The sequence below is a fragment of the Flavobacterium litorale genome, assembly GCF_019613795.1.
GTDB lineage: Bacteria > Bacteroidota > Bacteroidia > Flavobacteriales > Flavobacteriaceae > Flavobacterium > Flavobacterium litorale.
The window spans coordinates 1,786,605-1,804,427 of the sequence record NZ_CP080429.1; the positions used below are offsets into that span (position 1 = coordinate 1,786,605).

Annotated in this window: 21 protein-coding genes; 6 read left to right on the forward strand and 15 right to left on the reverse strand. The window is 37.2% G+C overall.

Annotated elements, in window-relative coordinates:
• The first annotated feature begins 79 nt into the window (after positions 1–79).
• Positions 80–2,713 carry a valine--tRNA ligase gene (locus tag K1I41_RS08060; RefSeq protein ID WP_220639854.1) on the forward strand — a complete coding sequence of 878 codons (2,634 nt, stop codon included), beginning with the start codon at positions 80–82 and terminating at the stop codon, positions 2,711–2,713.
• Positions 2,714–2,805: 92 nt separating this feature from the next.
• Here the strand turns inward: K1I41_RS08060 and K1I41_RS08065 are convergent, their stop codons facing one another.
• The 8 genes from K1I41_RS08065 to rsfS form a co-directional block, all read right to left on the reverse strand.
• Positions 2,806–3,888: a hypothetical protein gene (locus K1I41_RS08065; protein ID WP_220639855.1), complete on the reverse strand. Its 1,083-nt coding sequence runs from the start codon at positions 3,886–3,888 to the stop codon at positions 2,806–2,808.
• 112 nt (positions 3,889–4,000) lie between these two features.
• A complete protein-coding gene (locus tag K1I41_RS08070) occupies positions 4,001–4,774 on the reverse strand; it encodes a superoxide dismutase (protein WP_220639856.1) in 774 nt (257 codons plus the stop codon).
• A gap of 8 nt (positions 4,775–4,782) precedes the next feature.
• A complete protein-coding gene (locus K1I41_RS08075) occupies positions 4,783–5,052 on the reverse strand; it encodes an acyl-CoA-binding protein (protein ID WP_220639857.1) in 270 nt (89 codons plus the stop codon).
• On the reverse strand, positions 5,053–5,706 hold the full coding sequence (locus K1I41_RS08080) for a phosphatidylserine decarboxylase family protein (protein ID WP_220639858.1): 654 nt from the start codon (positions 5,704–5,706) through the stop codon (positions 5,053–5,055). It abuts the gene before it with no gap.
• Positions 5,696–6,505, reverse strand: a complete 810-nt coding sequence (locus K1I41_RS08085) for a phosphatidate cytidylyltransferase (protein WP_220639859.1) — start codon at positions 6,503–6,505, stop codon at positions 5,696–5,698. Before K1I41_RS08085 ends, K1I41_RS08080 begins: the two co-directional genes overlap by 11 nt.
• A 1-nt stretch (position 6,506) precedes the next feature.
• Positions 6,507–7,109, reverse strand: a complete 603-nt coding sequence (locus K1I41_RS08090; protein ID WP_220639860.1) for an LUD domain-containing protein — start codon at positions 7,107–7,109, stop codon at positions 6,507–6,509.
• Positions 7,110–7,220: 111 nt separating this feature from the next.
• Positions 7,221–9,149: an ATP-dependent zinc metalloprotease FtsH gene (ftsH, locus tag K1I41_RS08095; protein WP_220639861.1), complete on the reverse strand. Its 1,929-nt coding sequence runs from the start codon at positions 9,147–9,149 to the stop codon at positions 7,221–7,223.
• An 18-nt stretch (positions 9,150–9,167) separates the two neighbouring features.
• Positions 9,168–9,539 (reverse strand): ribosome silencing factor, encoded by a 372-nt coding sequence (gene rsfS / locus K1I41_RS08100; protein WP_220639862.1) that lies wholly within the window; start codon positions 9,537–9,539, stop codon positions 9,168–9,170.
• Between the two features lie 91 nt (positions 9,540–9,630).
• Here rsfS and K1I41_RS08105 point away from each other — a divergent pair, with 91 nt between their 5' ends.
• Complete coding sequence (locus K1I41_RS08105) at positions 9,631–10,359, forward strand: biotin--[acetyl-CoA-carboxylase] ligase (RefSeq protein ID WP_220639863.1); 729 nt, start codon at positions 9,631–9,633, stop codon at positions 10,357–10,359.
• Between the two features lie 20 nt (positions 10,360–10,379).
• On the opposite strand, the gene K1I41_RS08110 is transcribed toward K1I41_RS08105, so the two are convergent.
• The 4 genes from K1I41_RS08110 to pyrE all read right to left on the reverse strand — a co-directional run bounded on the left by K1I41_RS08110 (position 10,380) and on the right by pyrE (position 12,875).
• Entirely contained in the window at positions 10,380–11,081 is a 702-nt protein-coding gene (locus K1I41_RS08110) for a DUF4241 domain-containing protein (protein WP_220639864.1), read from the reverse strand.
• A 77-nt stretch (positions 11,082–11,158) separates the two neighbouring features.
• On the reverse strand, positions 11,159–11,698 hold the full coding sequence (locus K1I41_RS08115) for a hypothetical protein (protein ID WP_220639865.1): 540 nt from the start codon (positions 11,696–11,698) through the stop codon (positions 11,159–11,161).
• 87 nt (positions 11,699–11,785) lie between these two features.
• On the reverse strand, positions 11,786–12,178 hold the full coding sequence (locus K1I41_RS08120) for an SRPBCC family protein (RefSeq protein WP_220639866.1): 393 nt from the start codon (positions 12,176–12,178) through the stop codon (positions 11,786–11,788).
• 52 nt (positions 12,179–12,230) lie between these two features.
• A complete protein-coding gene (gene pyrE, locus K1I41_RS08125; RefSeq protein ID WP_220639867.1) occupies positions 12,231–12,875 on the reverse strand; it encodes an orotate phosphoribosyltransferase in 645 nt (214 codons plus the stop codon).
• Between the two features lie 7 nt (positions 12,876–12,882).
• On the opposite strand from pyrE, the gene K1I41_RS08130 reads away from it, so the two are divergent.
• Positions 12,883–13,491, forward strand: a complete 609-nt coding sequence (locus K1I41_RS08130) for an NUDIX hydrolase (RefSeq protein WP_220639868.1) — start codon at positions 12,883–12,885, stop codon at positions 13,489–13,491.
• On the opposite strand, the gene coaD is transcribed toward K1I41_RS08130, so the two are convergent.
• Together coaD and K1I41_RS08140 are read right to left on the reverse strand one after the other, a co-directional pair.
• Positions 13,492–13,953, reverse strand: coding sequence for a pantetheine-phosphate adenylyltransferase (coaD, locus tag K1I41_RS08135; RefSeq protein WP_220639869.1), 462 nt, complete (start codon positions 13,951–13,953; stop codon positions 13,492–13,494).
• An 18-nt stretch (positions 13,954–13,971) separates the two neighbouring features.
• Positions 13,972–14,967 carry a D-alanine--D-alanine ligase gene (locus K1I41_RS08140; RefSeq protein WP_220639870.1) on the reverse strand — a complete coding sequence of 332 codons (996 nt, stop codon included), beginning with the start codon at positions 14,965–14,967 and terminating at the stop codon, positions 13,972–13,974.
• Positions 14,968–15,109: 142 nt separating this feature from the next.
• Here K1I41_RS08140 and K1I41_RS08145 point away from each other — a divergent pair, with 142 nt between their 5' ends.
• The 3 genes from K1I41_RS08145 to K1I41_RS08155 are packed head-to-tail and all read left to right on the forward strand — an operon-like array spanning position 15,110 to position 17,210.
• The gene (locus K1I41_RS08145) at positions 15,110–15,712 is read left to right on the forward strand and encodes a PASTA domain-containing protein (RefSeq protein ID WP_255566902.1); all 603 of its coding nucleotides are present in this window, start codon (positions 15,110–15,112) and stop codon (positions 15,710–15,712) included.
• Positions 15,709–16,752, forward strand: a complete 1,044-nt coding sequence (locus K1I41_RS08150; protein WP_220639872.1) for an RluA family pseudouridine synthase — start codon at positions 15,709–15,711, stop codon at positions 16,750–16,752. Before K1I41_RS08145 ends, K1I41_RS08150 begins: the two co-directional genes overlap by 4 nt.
• Before the next feature lie 14 nt (positions 16,753–16,766).
• On the forward strand, positions 16,767–17,210 hold the full coding sequence (locus K1I41_RS08155; protein WP_220639873.1) for a hypothetical protein: 444 nt from the start codon (positions 16,767–16,769) through the stop codon (positions 17,208–17,210).
• Between the two features lie 46 nt (positions 17,211–17,256).
• On the opposite strand, the gene K1I41_RS08160 is transcribed toward K1I41_RS08155, so the two are convergent.
• Positions 17,257–17,787 (reverse strand): YceI family protein, encoded by a 531-nt coding sequence (locus K1I41_RS08160; protein WP_220639874.1) that lies wholly within the window; start codon positions 17,785–17,787, stop codon positions 17,257–17,259.
• Between the last annotated feature and the right edge of the window lie 36 nt (positions 17,788–17,823).

Below are 17,823 nucleotides of genomic sequence, written 5' to 3' on the forward strand. Positions count from 1 at the left end.
TACTTATATGGTTACTTTTGCAAGGAACTATCCAAAAATCAGACCATGATTTTGGAGCACATTTATAGAATAATAGCTTATGACAATTCCATCGCAATTTGATGCCAAAGCGGCAGAACAAAAGTGGTATGATTACTGGATGAAGAATAACTTTTTTCATTCAGAGCCTGACCATAGAAAGCCTTATACCATAGTAATACCACCACCAAATGTAACAGGGGTGTTACACATGGGGCACATGCTTAACAATACAATACAGGATGTACTGATACGCCGTGCACGCCTTAAAGGATTTAATGCTTGTTGGGTACCGGGTACCGACCATGCATCGATAGCCACAGAGGCTAAAGTTGTTGCGAAGTTAAAAGAGGAAGGGATTAATAAGAATGACCTTAGCCGTGAGGAGTTCCTTAAGCATGCTTGGGAATGGACAGATAAGTATGGTGGTGTAATACTGGAGCAGCTTAAAAAGCTAGGTGCATCGTGCGATTGGGAGCGTACTAAGTTTACTATGGACGATGATATGAGCGCATCTGTAATTCGTTCGTTTGTAGATTTGTATAACAAAGGATTAATATACCGAGGTTACCGAATGGTAAACTGGGATCCTGAGGCGCAAACTACTTTATCTGACGAAGAAGTTCATTACGAAGAGCAACAAGGAAAACTATACTATTTACGATATAAAATTGAGGGGAGCGATGAGCATTTAACCATAGCTACAACCCGCCCTGAAACGATATTGGGCGATACCGCTATTTGCGTAAACCCTAACGATGAACGTTACAGCCACCTGAAAGGTAAAAAAGCAATAGTGCCCATTGCCAACCGTGTTATACCTATAATATTTGACGATTATGTTGATGTTGAATTTGGTACAGGCTGCCTAAAGGTTACACCTGCACACGATGTAAACGATAAGGAACTAGGTGAAAAACACAATTTAGAGATTATAGATATTTTTAATGCAGATGCTACACTAAATAGTTACGGTTTGCATTATGAAGGTAAAGACCGTTTTGTGGTTCGAAACGAAATAGCCAAAGAGCTTGAAGCTGCTGGGGTTATGGAGAAGATAGAAACCCATACGAATAAAGTAGGTACATCTGAAAGAACTAAAGCGGTAATTGAGCCACGCCTTTCTGACCAATGGTTTTTAAAAATGGAAGAACTTGCCAAACCTGCTATTAAAGCCGTTTTGGAAAGCGAAGAAGTAAAATTACACCCGAAACGTTTTGATAATACCTACCGCCACTGGATGGAAAATATTCGTGATTGGAATATATCGCGCCAATTATGGTGGGGGCAACAAATACCCGCCTATTTTTATGGCGATGGTAAAGAAGATTTTGTTGTTGCAGAAACTAAAGAACAGGCATTAGGTTTAGCCAAGACTAAAACGGGCAATACAGCGCTAACGGTTAATGATTTAAAACAAGACCCTGATGCGCTAGATACTTGGTTCTCGTCGTGGTTATGGCCTATGGCTGTGTTTGGTGGTATTATGAACCCCGATAATGAGGAATTTAAATATTATTACCCTACTAACGATTTGGTTACAGGTCCTGATATTCTTTTCTTTTGGGTAGCTCGTATGATTGTTGCAGGATATGAGTACACTGGCGAAAAGCCATTTAGTAATGTATACCTAACAGGTTTGGTACGCGACAAGCAACGTCGTAAAATGTCCAAATCACTAGGAAACTCACCCGACCCGTTGGATTTGATTGAAAAATTTGGTGCTGATGGCGTTCGTGTAGGATTGTTACTAAGTGCCTCGGCAGGTAACGATATTATGTTTGATGAGGAACTTTGCAACCAAGGTAAAGGATTCTCTAATAAAATATGGAATGCATTCCGCCTTATAAAAGGGTGGGAGGTAAGCGATATTGAGCAGCCCGACCATAGTAAAAAAGCTATTGCGTGGTACGAAGCAAAGCTACAAAAAACGCTTGCCGAAATTGAAGACCATTTTGAGAAGTACAGAATATCTGACGCGCTAATGGCAATTTATAAGTTGGTTTGGGACGATTTCTGCTCGTGGTTCTTAGAGATGATTAAACCAGCTTACCAACAGCCTATTGATAGTGTTACATATGCTAAAGCAATTGAAATGTTGGAGCATAACTTAAAGTTACTCCATCCGTTTATGCCTTTTCTTACAGAGGAAATATGGCAGTATATTGCAGATAGAAACCCAGAGGAGGCGTTAATAGTATCGGAATGGCCAGTAATGCAGCCCGCCGATATGAGCATTATTGCTGGGTTTGAAATGGCAGCCGAAGTTATTTCGGGTATCCGAACCATACGTAAAGAGAAAAATATTTCGTTTAAAGATGCTATTTCGCTTAAAGTGGTTAATAATGATGATGCTACCGATTACTTTGATGCTATTATAACCAAACTGGGTAATGTAGATGCGCTTGAGTATGTAAACGAAGCTGTAAATGGTGCCCTAACGTTTAGAGTAAAATCCAACGAGTACTTTATACCTGTAGCAGGAGCAGTTAATGTTGAAGAGGAAATTACGAAGTTAACTGAAGAATTGGAGTACAATAAAGGCTTTTTAAAATCGGTACAGAAAAAACTAAGTAATGAGCGTTTTGTTAGTGGTGCTCCTGAAAAGGTGGTAGCTATAGAGAAACAAAAAGAAGCCGATGCTTTAGCTAAAATTGCCACTATAGAGCAAAGTTTAGCAAGCCTTACTACATAGGAAAAAAATGTTTACCAGCATAAAAAGTGTATTAAATAATAAAAAAGCTACCATTTGGTAGCTTTTTTATTATTTAATAGGGCTTAACTATTTTAGTTATAGTAAGTAATTTCTCTTTTTTCAATAAAACTTAATGCGCCATTAACAGTAATTACTTTTTCCGTCCAGTTTCCTTTTTCGTCATACTTATAAGTGTACTCCCTATCGTCAATAGGTTGTCCTTCGCCATCTATAATAACTGAATGTATTACATCGCCTTTTTCATTATAGTTATAACTTGCTTTAATATAAGGCGTTCCGTTTTTGGTTACGCTCCATCCTGTTTTGTTACCATTAGCATCGTAGCTGTAGCTTTCTACAGTTTCAACATTATCAAAATGGTCTATAGTAGTTTTAGTTTTTAAATCACCATTTTCGGTATAGGTCATTTTTTCCAGATACTCTGTTTTGCCCTCACCATTTTCAACCTCTTTATAAACAAGGTTATCGCCATCGTACTCAAAGCTCGTACTAAATATAATGTTGTTATCCTTATCATAGCGTATTTCGGCTACTTTTTGGTTGTTGTTGTACTTGTAGTTGTTTTTTACTTGTACTTTTTCTAAACCTAAAAAGAGATTTTCCTCTATTACATTTCCATCTTCATCATACGCATAAGTCATCCTATCTACAGGATTATTCTGCTTGTTGTAGGTTATCTTTTCTACAATTCTGCCTTTCTCATACTTCATTTCCTTACGGTCAATCTGTGTATTATCAGAATTTAGTCGTGTTATAACAGTATTATTTTGCCCTGTTTCGTCCCACTGAAATTCAGTTTTTATACCAGGTACATTTTTTACGTACTGTATTTGCTCTAGTTTATGTTCTCTGCCGTTGTATGTAATTTGTTCGTAAGGACCGCCATCTGAGTTAAGTTTCTTTTCAAGGATTACCATACCTTCTTCATTAAACTCAATTTCGGTATCGTGTGTTGTTGGGTTTTCGTGCTTCATATTACCAACCTCGCCCGTTTCGCTAATTGTTTTTGACTTTAGTGTTATTGATTTTACATCGCCTTCTAGTTCATAAAAAGCCCAATCACTCGTAGTTCTGTCAAGAGGTTTCTCTTCCTTCTCATTACAGGCAGTTAGTAGTAATAATGTTACTGCTGCAAACGTATATATATGCTTCATTGTAAGTTATAGTTAATTATCCCAAAAATCCGCTTTTTTTTTGAAACGGACAACACTATAAAAAGAAAATCCGCCACTAAGGCGGATTATTACTTTTTGTAGTGCTTAAATGTTATTTTGCTGTAGCTGCTTCGTACTTTTGGTTTACAGCATCCCAGTTTATTACATTGTAAAAAGCATCAATATAATCGGGTCTTTTATTTTGGTAATTTAAATAGTAAGCGTGCTCCCAAACATCTAATGTTAGTATTGGTGTACCTGCTATGCCTGTGTTTGGCATTAAGGGGTTATCTTGGTTAGGTGTATTGCCTATTGCAAGTTTACCATCTTTATTAACTACTAACCATGCCCAACCCGAACCGAATTGTTTTGCAGCAGCAGCAGAAAATTGCATTTTAAAACTATCGTACGATCCAAATACTGCATTAATGGCATCTGCCAGTGTGCCTTTTGGCTCGCCTCCGCCGTTGGGGCTCATTACTTCCCAAAACAGGCTATGGTTGTAATAACCACCTGCATTGTTTCTTACATCAGTGTTTTTTGTATCAACTACCATTAGTATCTCTTCAATACTTTGATCTTCTAAATTGGTTCCTTTTATGGCTTTGTTTAATTTATTGGTATACCCTAGGTAGTGCTTGCTGTAGTGTACCTCCATTGTTTTGGCATCAATATGTGGTGCCAGCGCATCGTAGGCATATGATAGTTTTGCTACATCAAAAGTGCCTTCATCTGCTTTTACGGTGTTGGGATCGCCCATTGCAGGAGCTTCTTCTCTCGGCTCTTCAGGAACTTCAACCACTTCCTCAAGGTTATTATTGTCTTTGCACGATTGTAGTGCTGCGAGTACTACAAATGCTGATAGGAAAATTTTTACTTTTTTCATAATTATAATTATTTAATTACTGAATTGATCAGTTCTATGTATCGTTCTTTTGCTTCGTCAGGGGTTAGGTGTTTTACCTGCATCCATGCATTCATTTTAAATCCATCTCTAACACCAAAGGTTTGGAACTGCCGTAGCTGAACATCTCCAGTTGTGGCTTGTTTGTAGTATGCATATATACGCAACATTACATCTGGTGGTAATGATGATTCTGTCATATTAGAAGCCTTATCAAAAGCTTCCCAAAAACGAGTGTCTAAGTCGTCGTCCTTTTGCATTTACTTTTTTGTTGCAATTATTGTTTTTCCTCCTACGGCCTTATCATTTAATGCTACGTTTACATTGGTACCAATGGGTAAAAATAAATCTACGCGCGACCCGAATTTTATAAATCCAGCATCTGTACCCTGTACTACTTGGGTGCCTTCTTTAGCATAGTTTACAATACGTCGGGCTAATGCACCAGCAATTTGGCGGTATAAAATTTCGCCAAAAAAATGATTTTCTATAACTACGGTAGTACGCTCGTTTTCCTCACTTGCTTTTGGATGCCATGCTACCAAATACTTACCTGCATGGTACTTGCTAAACTTTATAAGTCCGCTAATAGCGTAGCGTGTAACGTGCACATTTATAGGCGACATGAATATAGATACTTGTAGTCTTTTCTCTTTAAAATATTCAGGCTCGTATACTTCTTCTATCACTACCACTTTGCCATCTACAGGTGCTATTATGTGGTGGTCGGCTATAGTTACAGTACGTTTTGGGTTTCTGAAAAACTGTAATATTAGTATTAAAAATAGCAGTGCAAAAACCTCTATAGCCTTTAAAAGCCAAAAGTTTTCGATGTACATATCTGCAAGCAATATAACCGCTACGGTTAGTATTGATGCGATTATAATAATTTTGGCTCCTTCTTTATGAAACATAATTTATAATTTGATAATACAAAAATAAGAAAGGTATAGCAAATATAATGCTATCCAAACGATCTAATATTCCGCCGTGTCCAGGCATAATAGTACCACTATCCTTTACACCAGCATTCCGTTTAAATTTCGATTCGACTAAATCGCCTATACTTCCGAAAAGCACAAGTAGTATAGCTGTACCCACCCATGCTAGTGGTGATAAAAATACGTAATATTGGCTAATAATATAACTAGCTATTATAGCAAACACTAACCCGCCTACAAAACCTTCAATAGTTTTTTTGGGCGATATGCGCTCGTATAGCTTGTGTTTACCTAATGTTTTACCTACAAGATAAGCAAAGGTATCATTTGTCCAGATTAAAATAAAAATTCCTATTATTATGTAAGGGTTATATTTTCCGTTTATAAAAGGTAGTTTTATAAGCAGTAAAAACGGAATAATGATATAGCCTGCAATTAATACCAGTTTACTGCTTTTGTCGCGCTGTATAGGGGCACCGTTTTTAAATAACCCAATTAATAGCGGTATAGATACAAATAAAGCAGCTGCATTTAGTAGCAAATTATTTATAATGTTATTATTAATGGTGTAGGCAAAAAATAAAAACCCTATTACTGCCATGCTAAAAGGGATAGCGGTGGTTAGTTTAATTAAGCGGCAAAACTCGGCAATAGCAACGATTAAGAATATACCGAAAAGTATTTCGAAGCTAATAGGGGAGTAGAGCGTAGCTGTGAGAAGCAGTATAATGTATATAATGCCCGAAAGCGCCCTAACTATATTTTCGTTCATGTTATAGGTCTTCTAGTAGCAGTAGGTACAGGTTTTTTGCAGCACTACCGTAATGCAAGAAATCTTCTTCTTTTGCTTTTTCAAAATATTTGATTGTGGTAATATTGGTAGGATATTCTTTGTTGTACTTATTTTTTATGTACCTAAGACCATCACTTTTACTTTTTACAATTTGACTTGTAGTGGCAAATATAACAATGTTTGCAGGGAGCTCGTTAGGCTTGTGCTGCTTTATTTGATTGGACGATAAAAGTACCGAGCCTTCATCAGCAATTAAGTTTTCGCATCCTGCTAGTATAAAATTGGGGTTTTTCGGATTGTTGTAGTTGAGTTTATTTTCGTCCAAAAGACTAAACAGCTTATTATCGTAACATATTGCTTCGCACTCAAACCAATCGTTTTCCTCTAGTATGTTTAAAAACTGCTCGTATATTTCAGGTAGGGTATCGCAGTAGAGGAATTTACCACCGTTTTTCCTGAAGTTTGTAATAAAAAGTTCGTCGATAGGTAGTTGTTCGTCAGGGAGAAAAGGACTAGACTCCGCATTTTTTTCGTTATTAGATACATCACCTCCACCACCAAAAATTTTCTTGAAAAAACTCATACAGTATTAAATTCCCTTTTTTTATCCACAAGTGACTCAAAGATAAAAAAATCTTAATTCAATTGTGGAATCGAATTAAGATTTTTGTTGTTTTTTATTGTAAACCTATCGTTAAGCTTCTGTAATCACTTCTGCTTCCGAGTTTCCTCCAAAAGGACGTTTTCCAAATATTTCTTCAAGGTCATCTTTAAATATTACTTCCTTATCTATAAGTATATCGGCAAGTTTAAGTAGCTTGTCTTTATTTTCTTTGAGTATAGCTATTGCTCTGTCGTACTGTGCCTCAATAAGTGTAGATATCTCCTCATCAATAGTTCTTGCAGTTTCTTCGGAATATGGCTTAGAGAAATTGTATTCGTTTTGCCCGCTCGAATCGTAATAGGTTATATTACCAAGTTTATCGTTAAGCCCGTATATGGTAACCATAGCGCGTGCTTGTTTGGTTACTTTCTCTAAATCGCTTAATGCTCCTGTAGATATTTTATCGAAAATTACTTTCTCGGCAGCACGACCTCCCATGGTTGCACACATTTCATCGAGCATTTGCTCTGGGCGTACAATAAGGCGTTCTTCTGGTAAGTACCAAGCAGCACCTAAACTTTGCCCACGTGGTACAATGGTTACTTTAACCAATGGGTGTGCATGCTCCAGCATCCAGCTAATGGTTGCATGCCCTGCCTCGTGTATGGCAATGGCACGTTTTTCTTCTTTAGAGATGATTTTATTTTTCTTTTCTAAACCACCAACAATTCTATCTACAGCATCAAGAAAATCTTGTTTATCTACAGATGTTTTATCTTTTCTGGCTGCTATAAGTGCAGCCTCGTTACATACGTTGGCAATATCGGCACCCGAGAAGCCAGGTGTTTGTTTTGCTAAAAATTCAGTATCAAGGTTTTCCGATTTTTTAAGTGGCGTTAAATGTACCTCAAATATTTCTCTACGCTCTCTAATATCGGGTAAGTCAACGTAAATCTGTCTGTCAAAACGTCCTGCACGCATTAAAGCTTTATCCAGTACATCGGCACGGTTGGTTGCTGCCAGTACAATAACATTTGTATTGGTACCAAAACCATCCATCTCAGTAAGTAACTGGTTTAACGTATTTTCACGCTCATCGTTAGAGCCTGAAAAGTTGTTTTTACCCCTTGCACGCCCTACGGCATCAATTTCATCTATAAATATAATAGCAGGCGATTTTTCTTTAGCTTGTTTAAACAAGTCGCGCACCCTAGAGGCACCAACACCTACAAACATCTCTACAAAATCAGAACCTGATAGTGAGAAGAAGGGTACTTTAGCCTCACCAGCTACCGCTTTTGCAAGCAGGGTTTTACCTGTACCAGGAGGTCCTACTAATAGTGCGCCCTTTGGTATTTTACCCCCTATGCTGGTATATTTTTCTGGATTTTTAAGGAACTCTACAATTTCCTGTACTTCTTCCTTAGCTCCTTCAAGCCCTGCAACGTCTTTAAAGGTTACTTTAATATCATTTTTTTCATCAAACAGTTTTGCTTTGGATTTACCGATATTAAAAATCTGACCGCCACCGCCGCCAGCACCACCGCCAGCCATACGGCGCATCATAAATATCCATAAAGCCACTAATATAAGTATGGGGAGTAGGGATAGTATAATATCGCCCCACATACTCTCGGACTCGGGGTTGTAGTCGTTTATTTTTCCTTCTACCAGCGCATCATCCAACTTCTTTTGAAAAAGCTCAGAGTTACCTATCTCCAATGTGTAGTGTGGTCCTTTATTCGGCTTATCAAAAATATCTTTACTTACGTCTTTATGTTCTTTCTTAGTAAGCGCTTCGTCTTTAAGGTATACCTTAGCAGTAGATTGATTAAATACTACTTTATCTACCTTATCATCATTCATAAACTCATAAAAGTTAGATAACGATATAGGTTTTGGGTCATTCCAAGTATTACCTCCTCCAAAAAAGTTTATGGCAAGGAATATTAGTAATATTCCTCCATAAATTAACCAAGGGCTTATTTTTGTTTTATTGGGCTTATTATCTTTTGACATGAATTGTTATATAGCTTGTTAGTAGTTGTTTCCTATCGATGTTATTTTGGCATCACCCCATAGGCTTTCTATGTTGTAATATTCTCGTACATGTTTCTGGAAAACGTGTACCACAATATTCACGTAGTCCATAAGCACCCACTCACTATTGTCGGTACCTTCAACGTGCCAAGGTTTGTCTTTTAATTCTTTAGAAACGATTTTTTGAACAGATTGTACTATTGCGTTCACTTGTGTATTAGAAGTACCGTTACAAATTACAAAGTAGTCACAAACGGTATTATCGATAGCTCTCAGATCCAGAATATCAATATCATTTCCTTTCACTTCCTCTATCCCTTTGATGATGTTTGCTAGCAAATCATCGTTACTTACATTTTTTTTCGCCATTTAAAAATTTATATATATCGCAAAGTTATCACTTTTTGTATTTACTTTTGAACCTTTATTGCAAGATTAAAAGGCTATACCCTATTTTTTAATGAATATAATCAAACTCAATGCCATTAACTCTACTAACGACTACTTAAAATCGTTATCTGCTGCACAATATCTGGACAATTTTACTATTGTAGTAACCGAGCACCAAACACAGGGTAGGGGGCAAATGGGTACGCAATGGGAGTCCGAACAGGGTAAAAACCTAACTTTTAGTATGTTGGTTAAGGATTTGTTACTGGAAATTAATGCAATATTTTATCTTAATGCAGCCGTAGCGGTTAGCATTATAACTACGCTAGAAAAATTTAAAGTGCCTGGGCTTGCTATAAAGTGGCCTAACGACATTTTGGCAGGTAATAAAAAGCTAGGTGGTATACTGATAGAAAATAATATTAGGAGTAATGGCGAAATACACTCTATAGTAGGTGTTGGGCTGAATATTAATCAGACTAATTTTGGAGGTTTGCCGAAAGCTACATCCTTAACCTTAGTTACTGGTAATATGTTTGATAAACATGAACTTATGTTAGCAATTACCAAAAACTTAAAACGTAATGTATCGAGGCTATTAAATAAGGATGCCGATGCGCTTTGGGAGCAGTACTTATCTAAACTATATAAGAGAAATATACCCATGACGTTTGAGAAAAACGATGAAAAATTTATGGGCATTATAAAAGGTGTTGCCAAAAATGGTAGCTTGGAGGTACAATTAGAAGATGATAGTATTACGTACTACCAAGTTAAAGAGGTACAACTTTTATACTAGCTTACTAAACTAGTCGTAATTTATAGCCTAAAACCATTACTTTCTTCCTCTTCAAACTCGTTAATTAAAAAGTCTATAATAAGCTCTACAGCTTCGCCAGCTTCATTTAATCCCCAATACACAGGGTAGTAGCCATCGCCCCAGCCTGCGGCAAACATCATGGCATTGTCCTCACTATCTTTATTAGGTAAGTGGTTGTTCCAGTCGCCTAGGTTGCGGGAATATTTATTGCTCCCTGAATACTTCTTAAATTCTCCGGCAAGTACATCATCGTAATAATTACCTTCAGGATTTTCTTGCTCCAAAGCTTCCATTCTTGCAGCTAACGCAGTATTTGTTTTCTCATCGATAAAGCATGCCAAGCCTGACTCTACAGCAAAGCCATAAAATTCATTTTCGCCTAACTCATCTATTTCTTCGGGTGTAATGTCATCAGTAAGTGCCATAATCCACTTCGAAGCATTTTCGGCCTTAAATTTTATTTTAGAATAAGCTACTCTGTGGTGTAGTTCATCAATTTCCGACATGTAAACATACACAGGATAGGTGCCAGGGGTTACCTTACGAAAAAAGGGTTGTTGTTCTACCCTAAAAAACGGATCGGTAACAATAATTTTACCTGTAGGTAAATTAATGTCGCCTATATGAATTTCAACAAGCTCTTGCGCGTTCATATCGTCTTTAAGCTCGTACGGAATTTCGTGGTCTTTTGTATTTTTCATAGTGTATGTTGTTTTACAAATTGAGTTCTTTAATTTGGAAATCAATATGTAAGAATGTTTTAATAATTGAGTCTTGTTTAATTTTCTTTAGTTCCAACACTTATAGTTTCTGGAGGTGTACCTTCGGGTATTTTTAACGATCGGCTTAGTGTGGGTATTATTTTTCGCATAGTATCTATGCTATTCCCTGTAGGATCTATAAAATACCAATTTTCGCCATTATCCATAGATACGGCTATGAGTATCGCTTCTGCATCAACTTTTCCGCCATCGGTATCCATTTTAATGGTTTGTGATAGGGTACATTGCAGTTGTCCTTCGTATTGTATTATCTCTGTGGGCTTGCCATAGTTTATTGCTGTAAAGGCAACACCTTTGGATTTTATCAATTCGAAACTACGCATAATTTCGGCTACCATTTTTTCCTTGCCGCCCATCATGGTAACAATGGTAGGGTGGGCGTAGCCGCCAAAAGTATCGTACTCGCCAGCGATAAATGCATTACCCATTTTATTGGCTTGCTCCAAAATTACAGCATCCATTGCTCCATTCCCAGACTGTGCTTTTACAGTTGGTACGGAAAGCAGTACGATTAATAATAAGAGTATCTTTTTCATAGCATTTTTAATAATTGCTTAAAAGTAACAAAAATGCCTTTAAGCATACACTTAAAGGCATTTAAAAATTTAATTTTTATAGTTAATTTATAGCTTATGCATGTTGTTTGCTAGCGTCTCTATAAATTTACTTATGGGCCCTTTAACCATCATTGCCATCATTGCGTTAAATTCGCCTTCAAAAAAAAGTTGTACTTCGCTCGCTGTTTCCGATACTGCATTTATATCTGCTGTTAGCGTAAAAGGTAACTTATCACTCGCGGCACCCAAAACTACTTTAGTTGGTGCTACTTTCTCTTTCATTTTCAGCTTTATTTCTGGCATCCCTTTTAGTGCAAAAATAAAAGCATCTTCTCCTGTTACTTCAAACTTTGCAATGTTTTCGGGCATTAGTTTTTCAAAGTTCCTCACGTCAGATAACGATTCGAACATGTATTGTGCAGGTTTTTGTACTGTAACTTTTGGGCTATTTAAATTCATAGTTATGTTGCGTTAGTTGTTTGTATATGAGTGGTTTTAATGTAAGTTTTTTTTACTCTTGCCCCCATTCCGATGGGTTTTGTCGCCACTTTTTTAAGGTTTTATGTTCCGCTTCGGTAATATATTCTTTTGACACAGCAAGTTGCAATAAAGTATCGTAATTGCCGAGTGTATTTAATTGTATAGCAGCCTTTTTAAAGTTCTCTTCAGATACATCAAAACCATACGTAAATATAGCTACCATACCCTGTACATTAGCACCAGCAGCTTTTAATGCCTCTACGGCTTGCAGGCTGCTATTACCTGTACTTATTAAGTCTTCCACCACTACCACGTTTTGTCCTTCTTCAAGATACCCCTCAATTTGGTTTTTGCGTCCGTGCTTTTTAGCCTCTGGGCGTACATACACAAAAGGGAGTTCCATAACATCGGCAACGAGCATACCTATACCTATTGCGCCTGTTGCAACACCTGCAATAACGTCGGGTTTGCCATAATTTTCGGTAATGTTCTTGGCAAATGCTTCCCGAATGTAGTTTCTTACTTCTGGAAATGAAAGTGTTATTCTGTTATCACAATAAATGGGCGATTTCCATCCTGAAGCCCATGTAAATGGATTTTTCGGATTTAATTTAATTGCGTTTATTTGTAAAAGCAATTCGGCTGTTTTTTCGGCTGTAGTTGTGTTAAAAATCATATTGCAAATGTATAAAGTTTTTGTAAACGATAAACCGCTTTTTTTAACAAATAAAGTGGAAAAGGAAACCGATTTTCAGATGTTTTTGCTGGAAAGTGTAGATATAGAGCAACTTATTATAAAGATGTTTAATAATAAAGTAAACAAGGCTTTTTTATACTACCCCGACGAAAAGGCAATATTGAAGAAGATGAAAGAAAAACTGCCTGTTGCCAAAGCAGGTGGCGGATTGGTTTACAACGACAAAGGCAAGGTTTTATTTATTTTTAGAAACGGTAAATGGGATTTGCCTAAAGGTGGTACAGAACGAGGTGAAGAAATGCCAGATACTGCCATGCGCGAAGTTGAGGAGGAAACAGGGGTTAAAGACCTTGAAATTGTTAGAAAATTACCCAAAACCTACCACGTATTTAAACGCAACGGGCAGTATAAGCTAAAAATTACGTATTGGTACGAAATGAAAACCTCATACAGTGGTAAACTTGTTGGGCAAGCAGACGAAGGTATTGAAAAAGTGGCTTGGTTAAAACCCAAAGAGATTAAAGAAGCACTTACAAACTCCTACGAGAATATAAAGCTCCTGTTTGAAGAAGATACTGCTTCGGTGGCTAAATAGTTATTTCTTTTTTACTCTAACTGAATTGGGTACGAGTATGGTATAATCGCCCCCATTGCGTAACACATCGCGCACAATACTTGAACTGATGTACGATGTACGGGCTGCTGTTAATAAGAATACTGTTTCTATTTTAGATAATTCCCTGTTGGTATGGGCTATTGCTTTTTCAAACTCAAAATCGGCAGGGTTACGCAATCCACGCAATATAAAACCAGCATTTACTTTACGGCAAAGGTCTATAGTAAGCCCTTTGTAGGTTATAACCTCTACTTGTGGCTCATCTTTAAAAGCTTCTTCAATAAAACGCTTTCTTTCCTCTAGCGGAAACATATATTTTTTTTCGGAGTTTACGCCAATGGCTACAATTACTTTATCAAACAGGCTAATGCCTCTTTTAATAATATCATAATGCCCCAAAGTAATAGGGTCAAACGATCCGGGAAATACAGCTACTCTCATACTCCTTTTATTATGTAATTAATAATGCTGGTTAGTTGTCTTTTTTTGTAAAGCTAACTCAATGGCATTGCCAAAAAGCTGGGGTAGTGTTATACCTGCTTTGCGGGCTTGTTGGGGTACAATACTCTCGGTAGTTAGCCCAGGTACTGTGTTTAATTCAAGCATATAAGGCTCATTATCTACAATTATAAACTCACTTCTAGAGAAGCCTTCCATTTTTAGTAATTCGTAAACACGCTTTGCGGTACTTGCTATTTTATTCGTCATTTCGTCAGATATGCGTGCAGGTGTAATTTCTTCCGATTTTCCTAAATACTTCGCATCATAATCAAAAAACTCATTTTCGGTCACCAATTCGGTTATGGGTAGTACAGTTACTTTACCACCGTAGTTAATAACACCTACCGATACTTCTGTGCCATCTAAAAAACTCTCTACCAATATTTCGTTATCCTCCTTAAAAGCTACCTCAACAGCAGCCATAAAATCGGCTTTGTTTTTTACTTTAGAGATACCAAAACTAGAGCCCGATTTATTGGGTTTTACAAAACAGGGCAGCCCCACTTTGTTCAGTATCGCTTCTTCATCTATAGCATCGCCAAGGTTAATATAATGCGATATGGCTGTTTTTATACCAAACGGTTTTAATACCGATAATAAATCACGCTTATTAAACGTTAACGCTGCCTGGTAATAATTACATGATGTTTGCGGGATACCAATTAACTCCAAGTAGGCTTGCATGAGTCCATCTTCGCCAGGTGTGCCATGTATGGCATTAAAAACAGCATCAAAATGTATTATAGTACCTTTATAAGCAACCGAAAAGTCGTGCCTGTTAATAGGGTATTCATTAGAGTCTTCATCTACCATTACCCATTTTTCCTTTAAAATGTGTACACGGTATGCGTTGTATTTTAATTCATCTAAGTTGCGGTACACTACATCTCCGCTAAGTAATGATATCTGATATTCACTAGAATACCCACCCATTATAATGGCAACATTTTTCATTGACCCTCGTTAGTATTATTAATTTATAAACACAAAAGTATCATTTATTTATTCAAAGTTATAAGTTTGGTATTATTTATATCTTTGCCAAAACGGACAATATATGAGCCTCAAAAATTTTGTGACGAGCAAAACCTTTCTTATGCAGCTGGCTATTGCTGTAGTACTTGTAATAGTAGTAATATATGCAAGTTTAAAATGGCTTGATAGTACCACTAACCATGGGCAGGAAATACCCGTACCCGACCTTACAAAAATGTCGGTATCAAAAGCAGGGCAATCACTACAAGAAGTTAATTTAACGTATGAGGTGCTAGATACTATGGATTTTAACAAAGACTATCCGCCCTACAGCGTTGTACAGCAAGACCCATTACCAAACGTAAACGTAAAAGAAAACCGTAAAATATACCTTAAAGTAAATGCTGGCACGTATAACGATGTTAAGTTACCCAACCTTATACAAAAAACATACAGGCAAGCCTTACCGAACCTACTTGCAGCAGGTTTAAAAGAAGGTAGAAAAACATACAAGCCTTACCTTGCTAAAGATGTAGTTTTAGAAATGTGGCAAGATGGTAAAAAGCTGAAAGCGGGCGATATGGTACAAAAAACATCTGAAATAGATTTTGTGCTTGGTGACGGAAAAGCAACCTACAATCATTCTGATTTGGATGATTTTGAAGACGAAGAAGATGAAGGCGTTAATGCAGCATACGAAGAAGGAAATAAAGCAAATAAATGAGTAACCCCCATACAGAGCAGGAATTAGAGGACGAGTTATACGAACACCATCGTTTTGAAGCAGGTAAAGGGCAATCGCCTTTACGCGTAGATAAATTCCTGATGAACTTGGTAGAAAATGCTACCCGAAATAAAATACAGCAAGCTGCTACAGCAGGTAATATTTATGTTAACGATGTTGCTGTAAAATCCAATCACAAAGTAAAAGCTAACGATGTGGTACGTGTATTATTATCGCACCCGCCGTACGAGCATTTACTAGAGCCTGAAAATATCCCTATTACTATAGTGTACGAAGACGACCAACTTCTTGTTGTAAACAAAGAGGCTGGTATGGTAGTACACCCAGGGCATGGCAACTACTCGGGTACACTGGTTAACGCCTTAGCGTACCATTTTGAGAATTTACCTATGAATAGTAGCGAACGCCCAGGATTGGTACATCGTATTGATAAAGATACATCGGGGCTTTTGGTTGTTGCCAAAACCGAGCAGGCAATGGCGCACTTAACCAAACAGTTTGCCGAAAAGACTTCCGAAAGAGAGTATGTAGCCATAGTTTGGGGCAACGTAACTGAAGACGAAGGTACTATTGAGGGTCATATTGGGCGCCACCCCAAAGATAGAATGCAAAATACCGTATATGCCGACGGTAGTGAGGGTAAACCTGCCGTTACCCACTATAAAGTATTAGAGCGTTTGGGGTATGTTACCGTAGTATCGTGCAAGCTGGAAACAGGGCGTACCCACCAAATACGTGTGCATATGAAGTATATAGGGCACACACTATTTAATGATGCCCGTTATGGTGGCGATAAAATATTAAAGGGTACAACGTTTACCAAGTACAAGCAGTTTATAGATAATTGTTTTAAGGTATTACCAAGGCAAGCATTACACGCTAAAACACTAGGGTTTGAGCACCCTACTACAAAAGAATTTATGCGTTTTAATACCGAGTTGCCACAGGATATGAAAGACTGTATTAATAAATGGCATAATTACTCCAAGTCCAATACTACCGAAGGGGACGAACAGTAAATTATAAGTACTTTATGAAAACAATAGTAACACTCTTTCTCGTTTTGACTGGTTCTTTAGCAATAGCTCAGCAGGCTATGAGTATTGATGAGGCTAGGGAAAAAGAAATATACCCTGCTATTAATGACGAGTATAAAAGCACAAGAAACACTAATGTTAACGAAGCTGTTAACAAAAAGTATGGTGTGTATACCTCGTTTTTATCTGGTTTTACTACCTTTTTAAGCCATAATGATTTTTATTGGGCAGAGAATACCCGTTGCTCAACCTGTATTTACGTAGGGACTGACGGCACAATAAAATATTTTTTATATGATTTTAAGAATCTTTCTCCTGAAAAAGAAGAACGATTTAAAATGTTTCTGAACGATTATATAAAAGAGTATAAACTCGGAACTACTGCCGATGAAAAATTTTCGCATTGCAGATCTGTTATATTTGCTAAATCAACTAAATAAAAAACCTGCTCCACTTTAGTAGAACAGGTTTTACGTAATTAATTACTTATGCTTTTGCAAACTGTAGTTCTATATGTAGTTTTACCTCTTCGCCTACCAATACACCGCCTGTTTCTAATGCGGAGTTCCATGTAAGCCCGAAGTCTTTACGGTTTAATTTACCCGTTGCCGACATTCCTGCTTTTGTATTTCCCCAAGTGTCCTTAGCAATACCGCCAAAATCTACATTAAGCGTTACAGGTCGTGTTACATCACGTACCGTTAGGTCACCTGTCAGTGTGTAATCACCGTTACCCTTCTTAGTAAAATCTGTTGATGTAAAGGTCATTTTGGAGAACTTCTCAGCATCAAAAAAGTCGCCACTTCTCAGGTGTTTGTCTCTATCCTTGCTGCCTGTATCGACAGAAGCTACATTGGCACTAAAATTAAAAGTAGCATTTTCAAAATTATCGCCATCAGTTTCGGCAGTTGCTTCAAAATCTGTAAAACTGCCCGATACGTTGGTAAACATCATGTGTTTTACCTTAAAACCAATTTCTGAGTGTGTTGGGTCTATTACCCATTTTGTAGTGTTCATAATTTTATTGTTTAATAGATTAATAGTGTTTTTAAA

Coding starts and splice junctions, on each gene's coding strand:
- K1I41_RS08060 (WP_220639854.1), top strand. CDS start 80: ATGACAATTCCATCGCAATTTGATGCCAAAGCGGCAGAACAAAAGTGG.
- K1I41_RS08065 (WP_220639855.1), bottom strand. CDS start 3,888: ATGAAGCATATATATACGTTTGCAGCAGTAACATTATTACTACTAACT.
- K1I41_RS08070 (WP_220639856.1), bottom strand. CDS start 4,774: ATGAAAAAAGTAAAAATTTTCCTATCAGCATTTGTAGTACTCGCAGCA.
- K1I41_RS08075 (WP_220639857.1), bottom strand. CDS start 5,052: ATGCAAAAGGACGACGACTTAGACACTCGTTTTTGGGAAGCTTTTGAT.
- K1I41_RS08080 (WP_220639858.1), bottom strand. CDS start 5,706: ATGTTTCATAAAGAAGGAGCCAAAATTATTATAATCGCATCAATACTA.
- K1I41_RS08085 (WP_220639859.1), bottom strand. CDS start 6,505: ATGAACGAAAATATAGTTAGGGCGCTTTCGGGCATTATATACATTATA.
- K1I41_RS08090 (WP_220639860.1), bottom strand. CDS start 7,109: ATGAGTTTTTTCAAGAAAATTTTTGGTGGTGGAGGTGATGTATCTAAT.
- ftsH (WP_220639861.1), bottom strand. CDS start 9,149: ATGTCAAAAGATAATAAGCCCAATAAAACAAAAATAAGCCCTTGGTTA.
- rsfS (WP_220639862.1), bottom strand. CDS start 9,539: ATGGCGAAAAAAAATGTAAGTAACGATGATTTGCTAGCAAACATCATC.
- K1I41_RS08105 (WP_220639863.1), top strand. CDS start 9,631: ATGAATATAATCAAACTCAATGCCATTAACTCTACTAACGACTACTTA.
- K1I41_RS08110 (WP_220639864.1), bottom strand. CDS start 11,081: ATGAAAAATACAAAAGACCACGAAATTCCGTACGAGCTTAAAGACGAT.
- K1I41_RS08115 (WP_220639865.1), bottom strand. CDS start 11,698: ATGAAAAAGATACTCTTATTATTAATCGTACTGCTTTCCGTACCAACT.
- K1I41_RS08120 (WP_220639866.1), bottom strand. CDS start 12,178: ATGAATTTAAATAGCCCAAAAGTTACAGTACAAAAACCTGCACAATAC.
- pyrE (WP_220639867.1), bottom strand. CDS start 12,875: ATGATTTTTAACACAACTACAGCCGAAAAAACAGCCGAATTGCTTTTA.
- K1I41_RS08130 (WP_220639868.1), top strand. CDS start 12,883: ATGTATAAAGTTTTTGTAAACGATAAACCGCTTTTTTTAACAAATAAA.
- coaD (WP_220639869.1), bottom strand. CDS start 13,953: ATGAGAGTAGCTGTATTTCCCGGATCGTTTGACCCTATTACTTTGGGG.
- K1I41_RS08140 (WP_220639870.1), bottom strand. CDS start 14,967: ATGAAAAATGTTGCCATTATAATGGGTGGGTATTCTAGTGAATATCAG.
- K1I41_RS08145 (WP_255566902.1), top strand. CDS start 15,110: ATGCAGCTGGCTATTGCTGTAGTACTTGTAATAGTAGTAATATATGCA.
- K1I41_RS08150 (WP_220639872.1), top strand. CDS start 15,709: ATGAGTAACCCCCATACAGAGCAGGAATTAGAGGACGAGTTATACGAA.
- K1I41_RS08155 (WP_220639873.1), top strand. CDS start 16,767: ATGAAAACAATAGTAACACTCTTTCTCGTTTTGACTGGTTCTTTAGCA.
- K1I41_RS08160 (WP_220639874.1), bottom strand. CDS start 17,787: ATGAACACTACAAAATGGGTAATAGACCCAACACACTCAGAAATTGGT.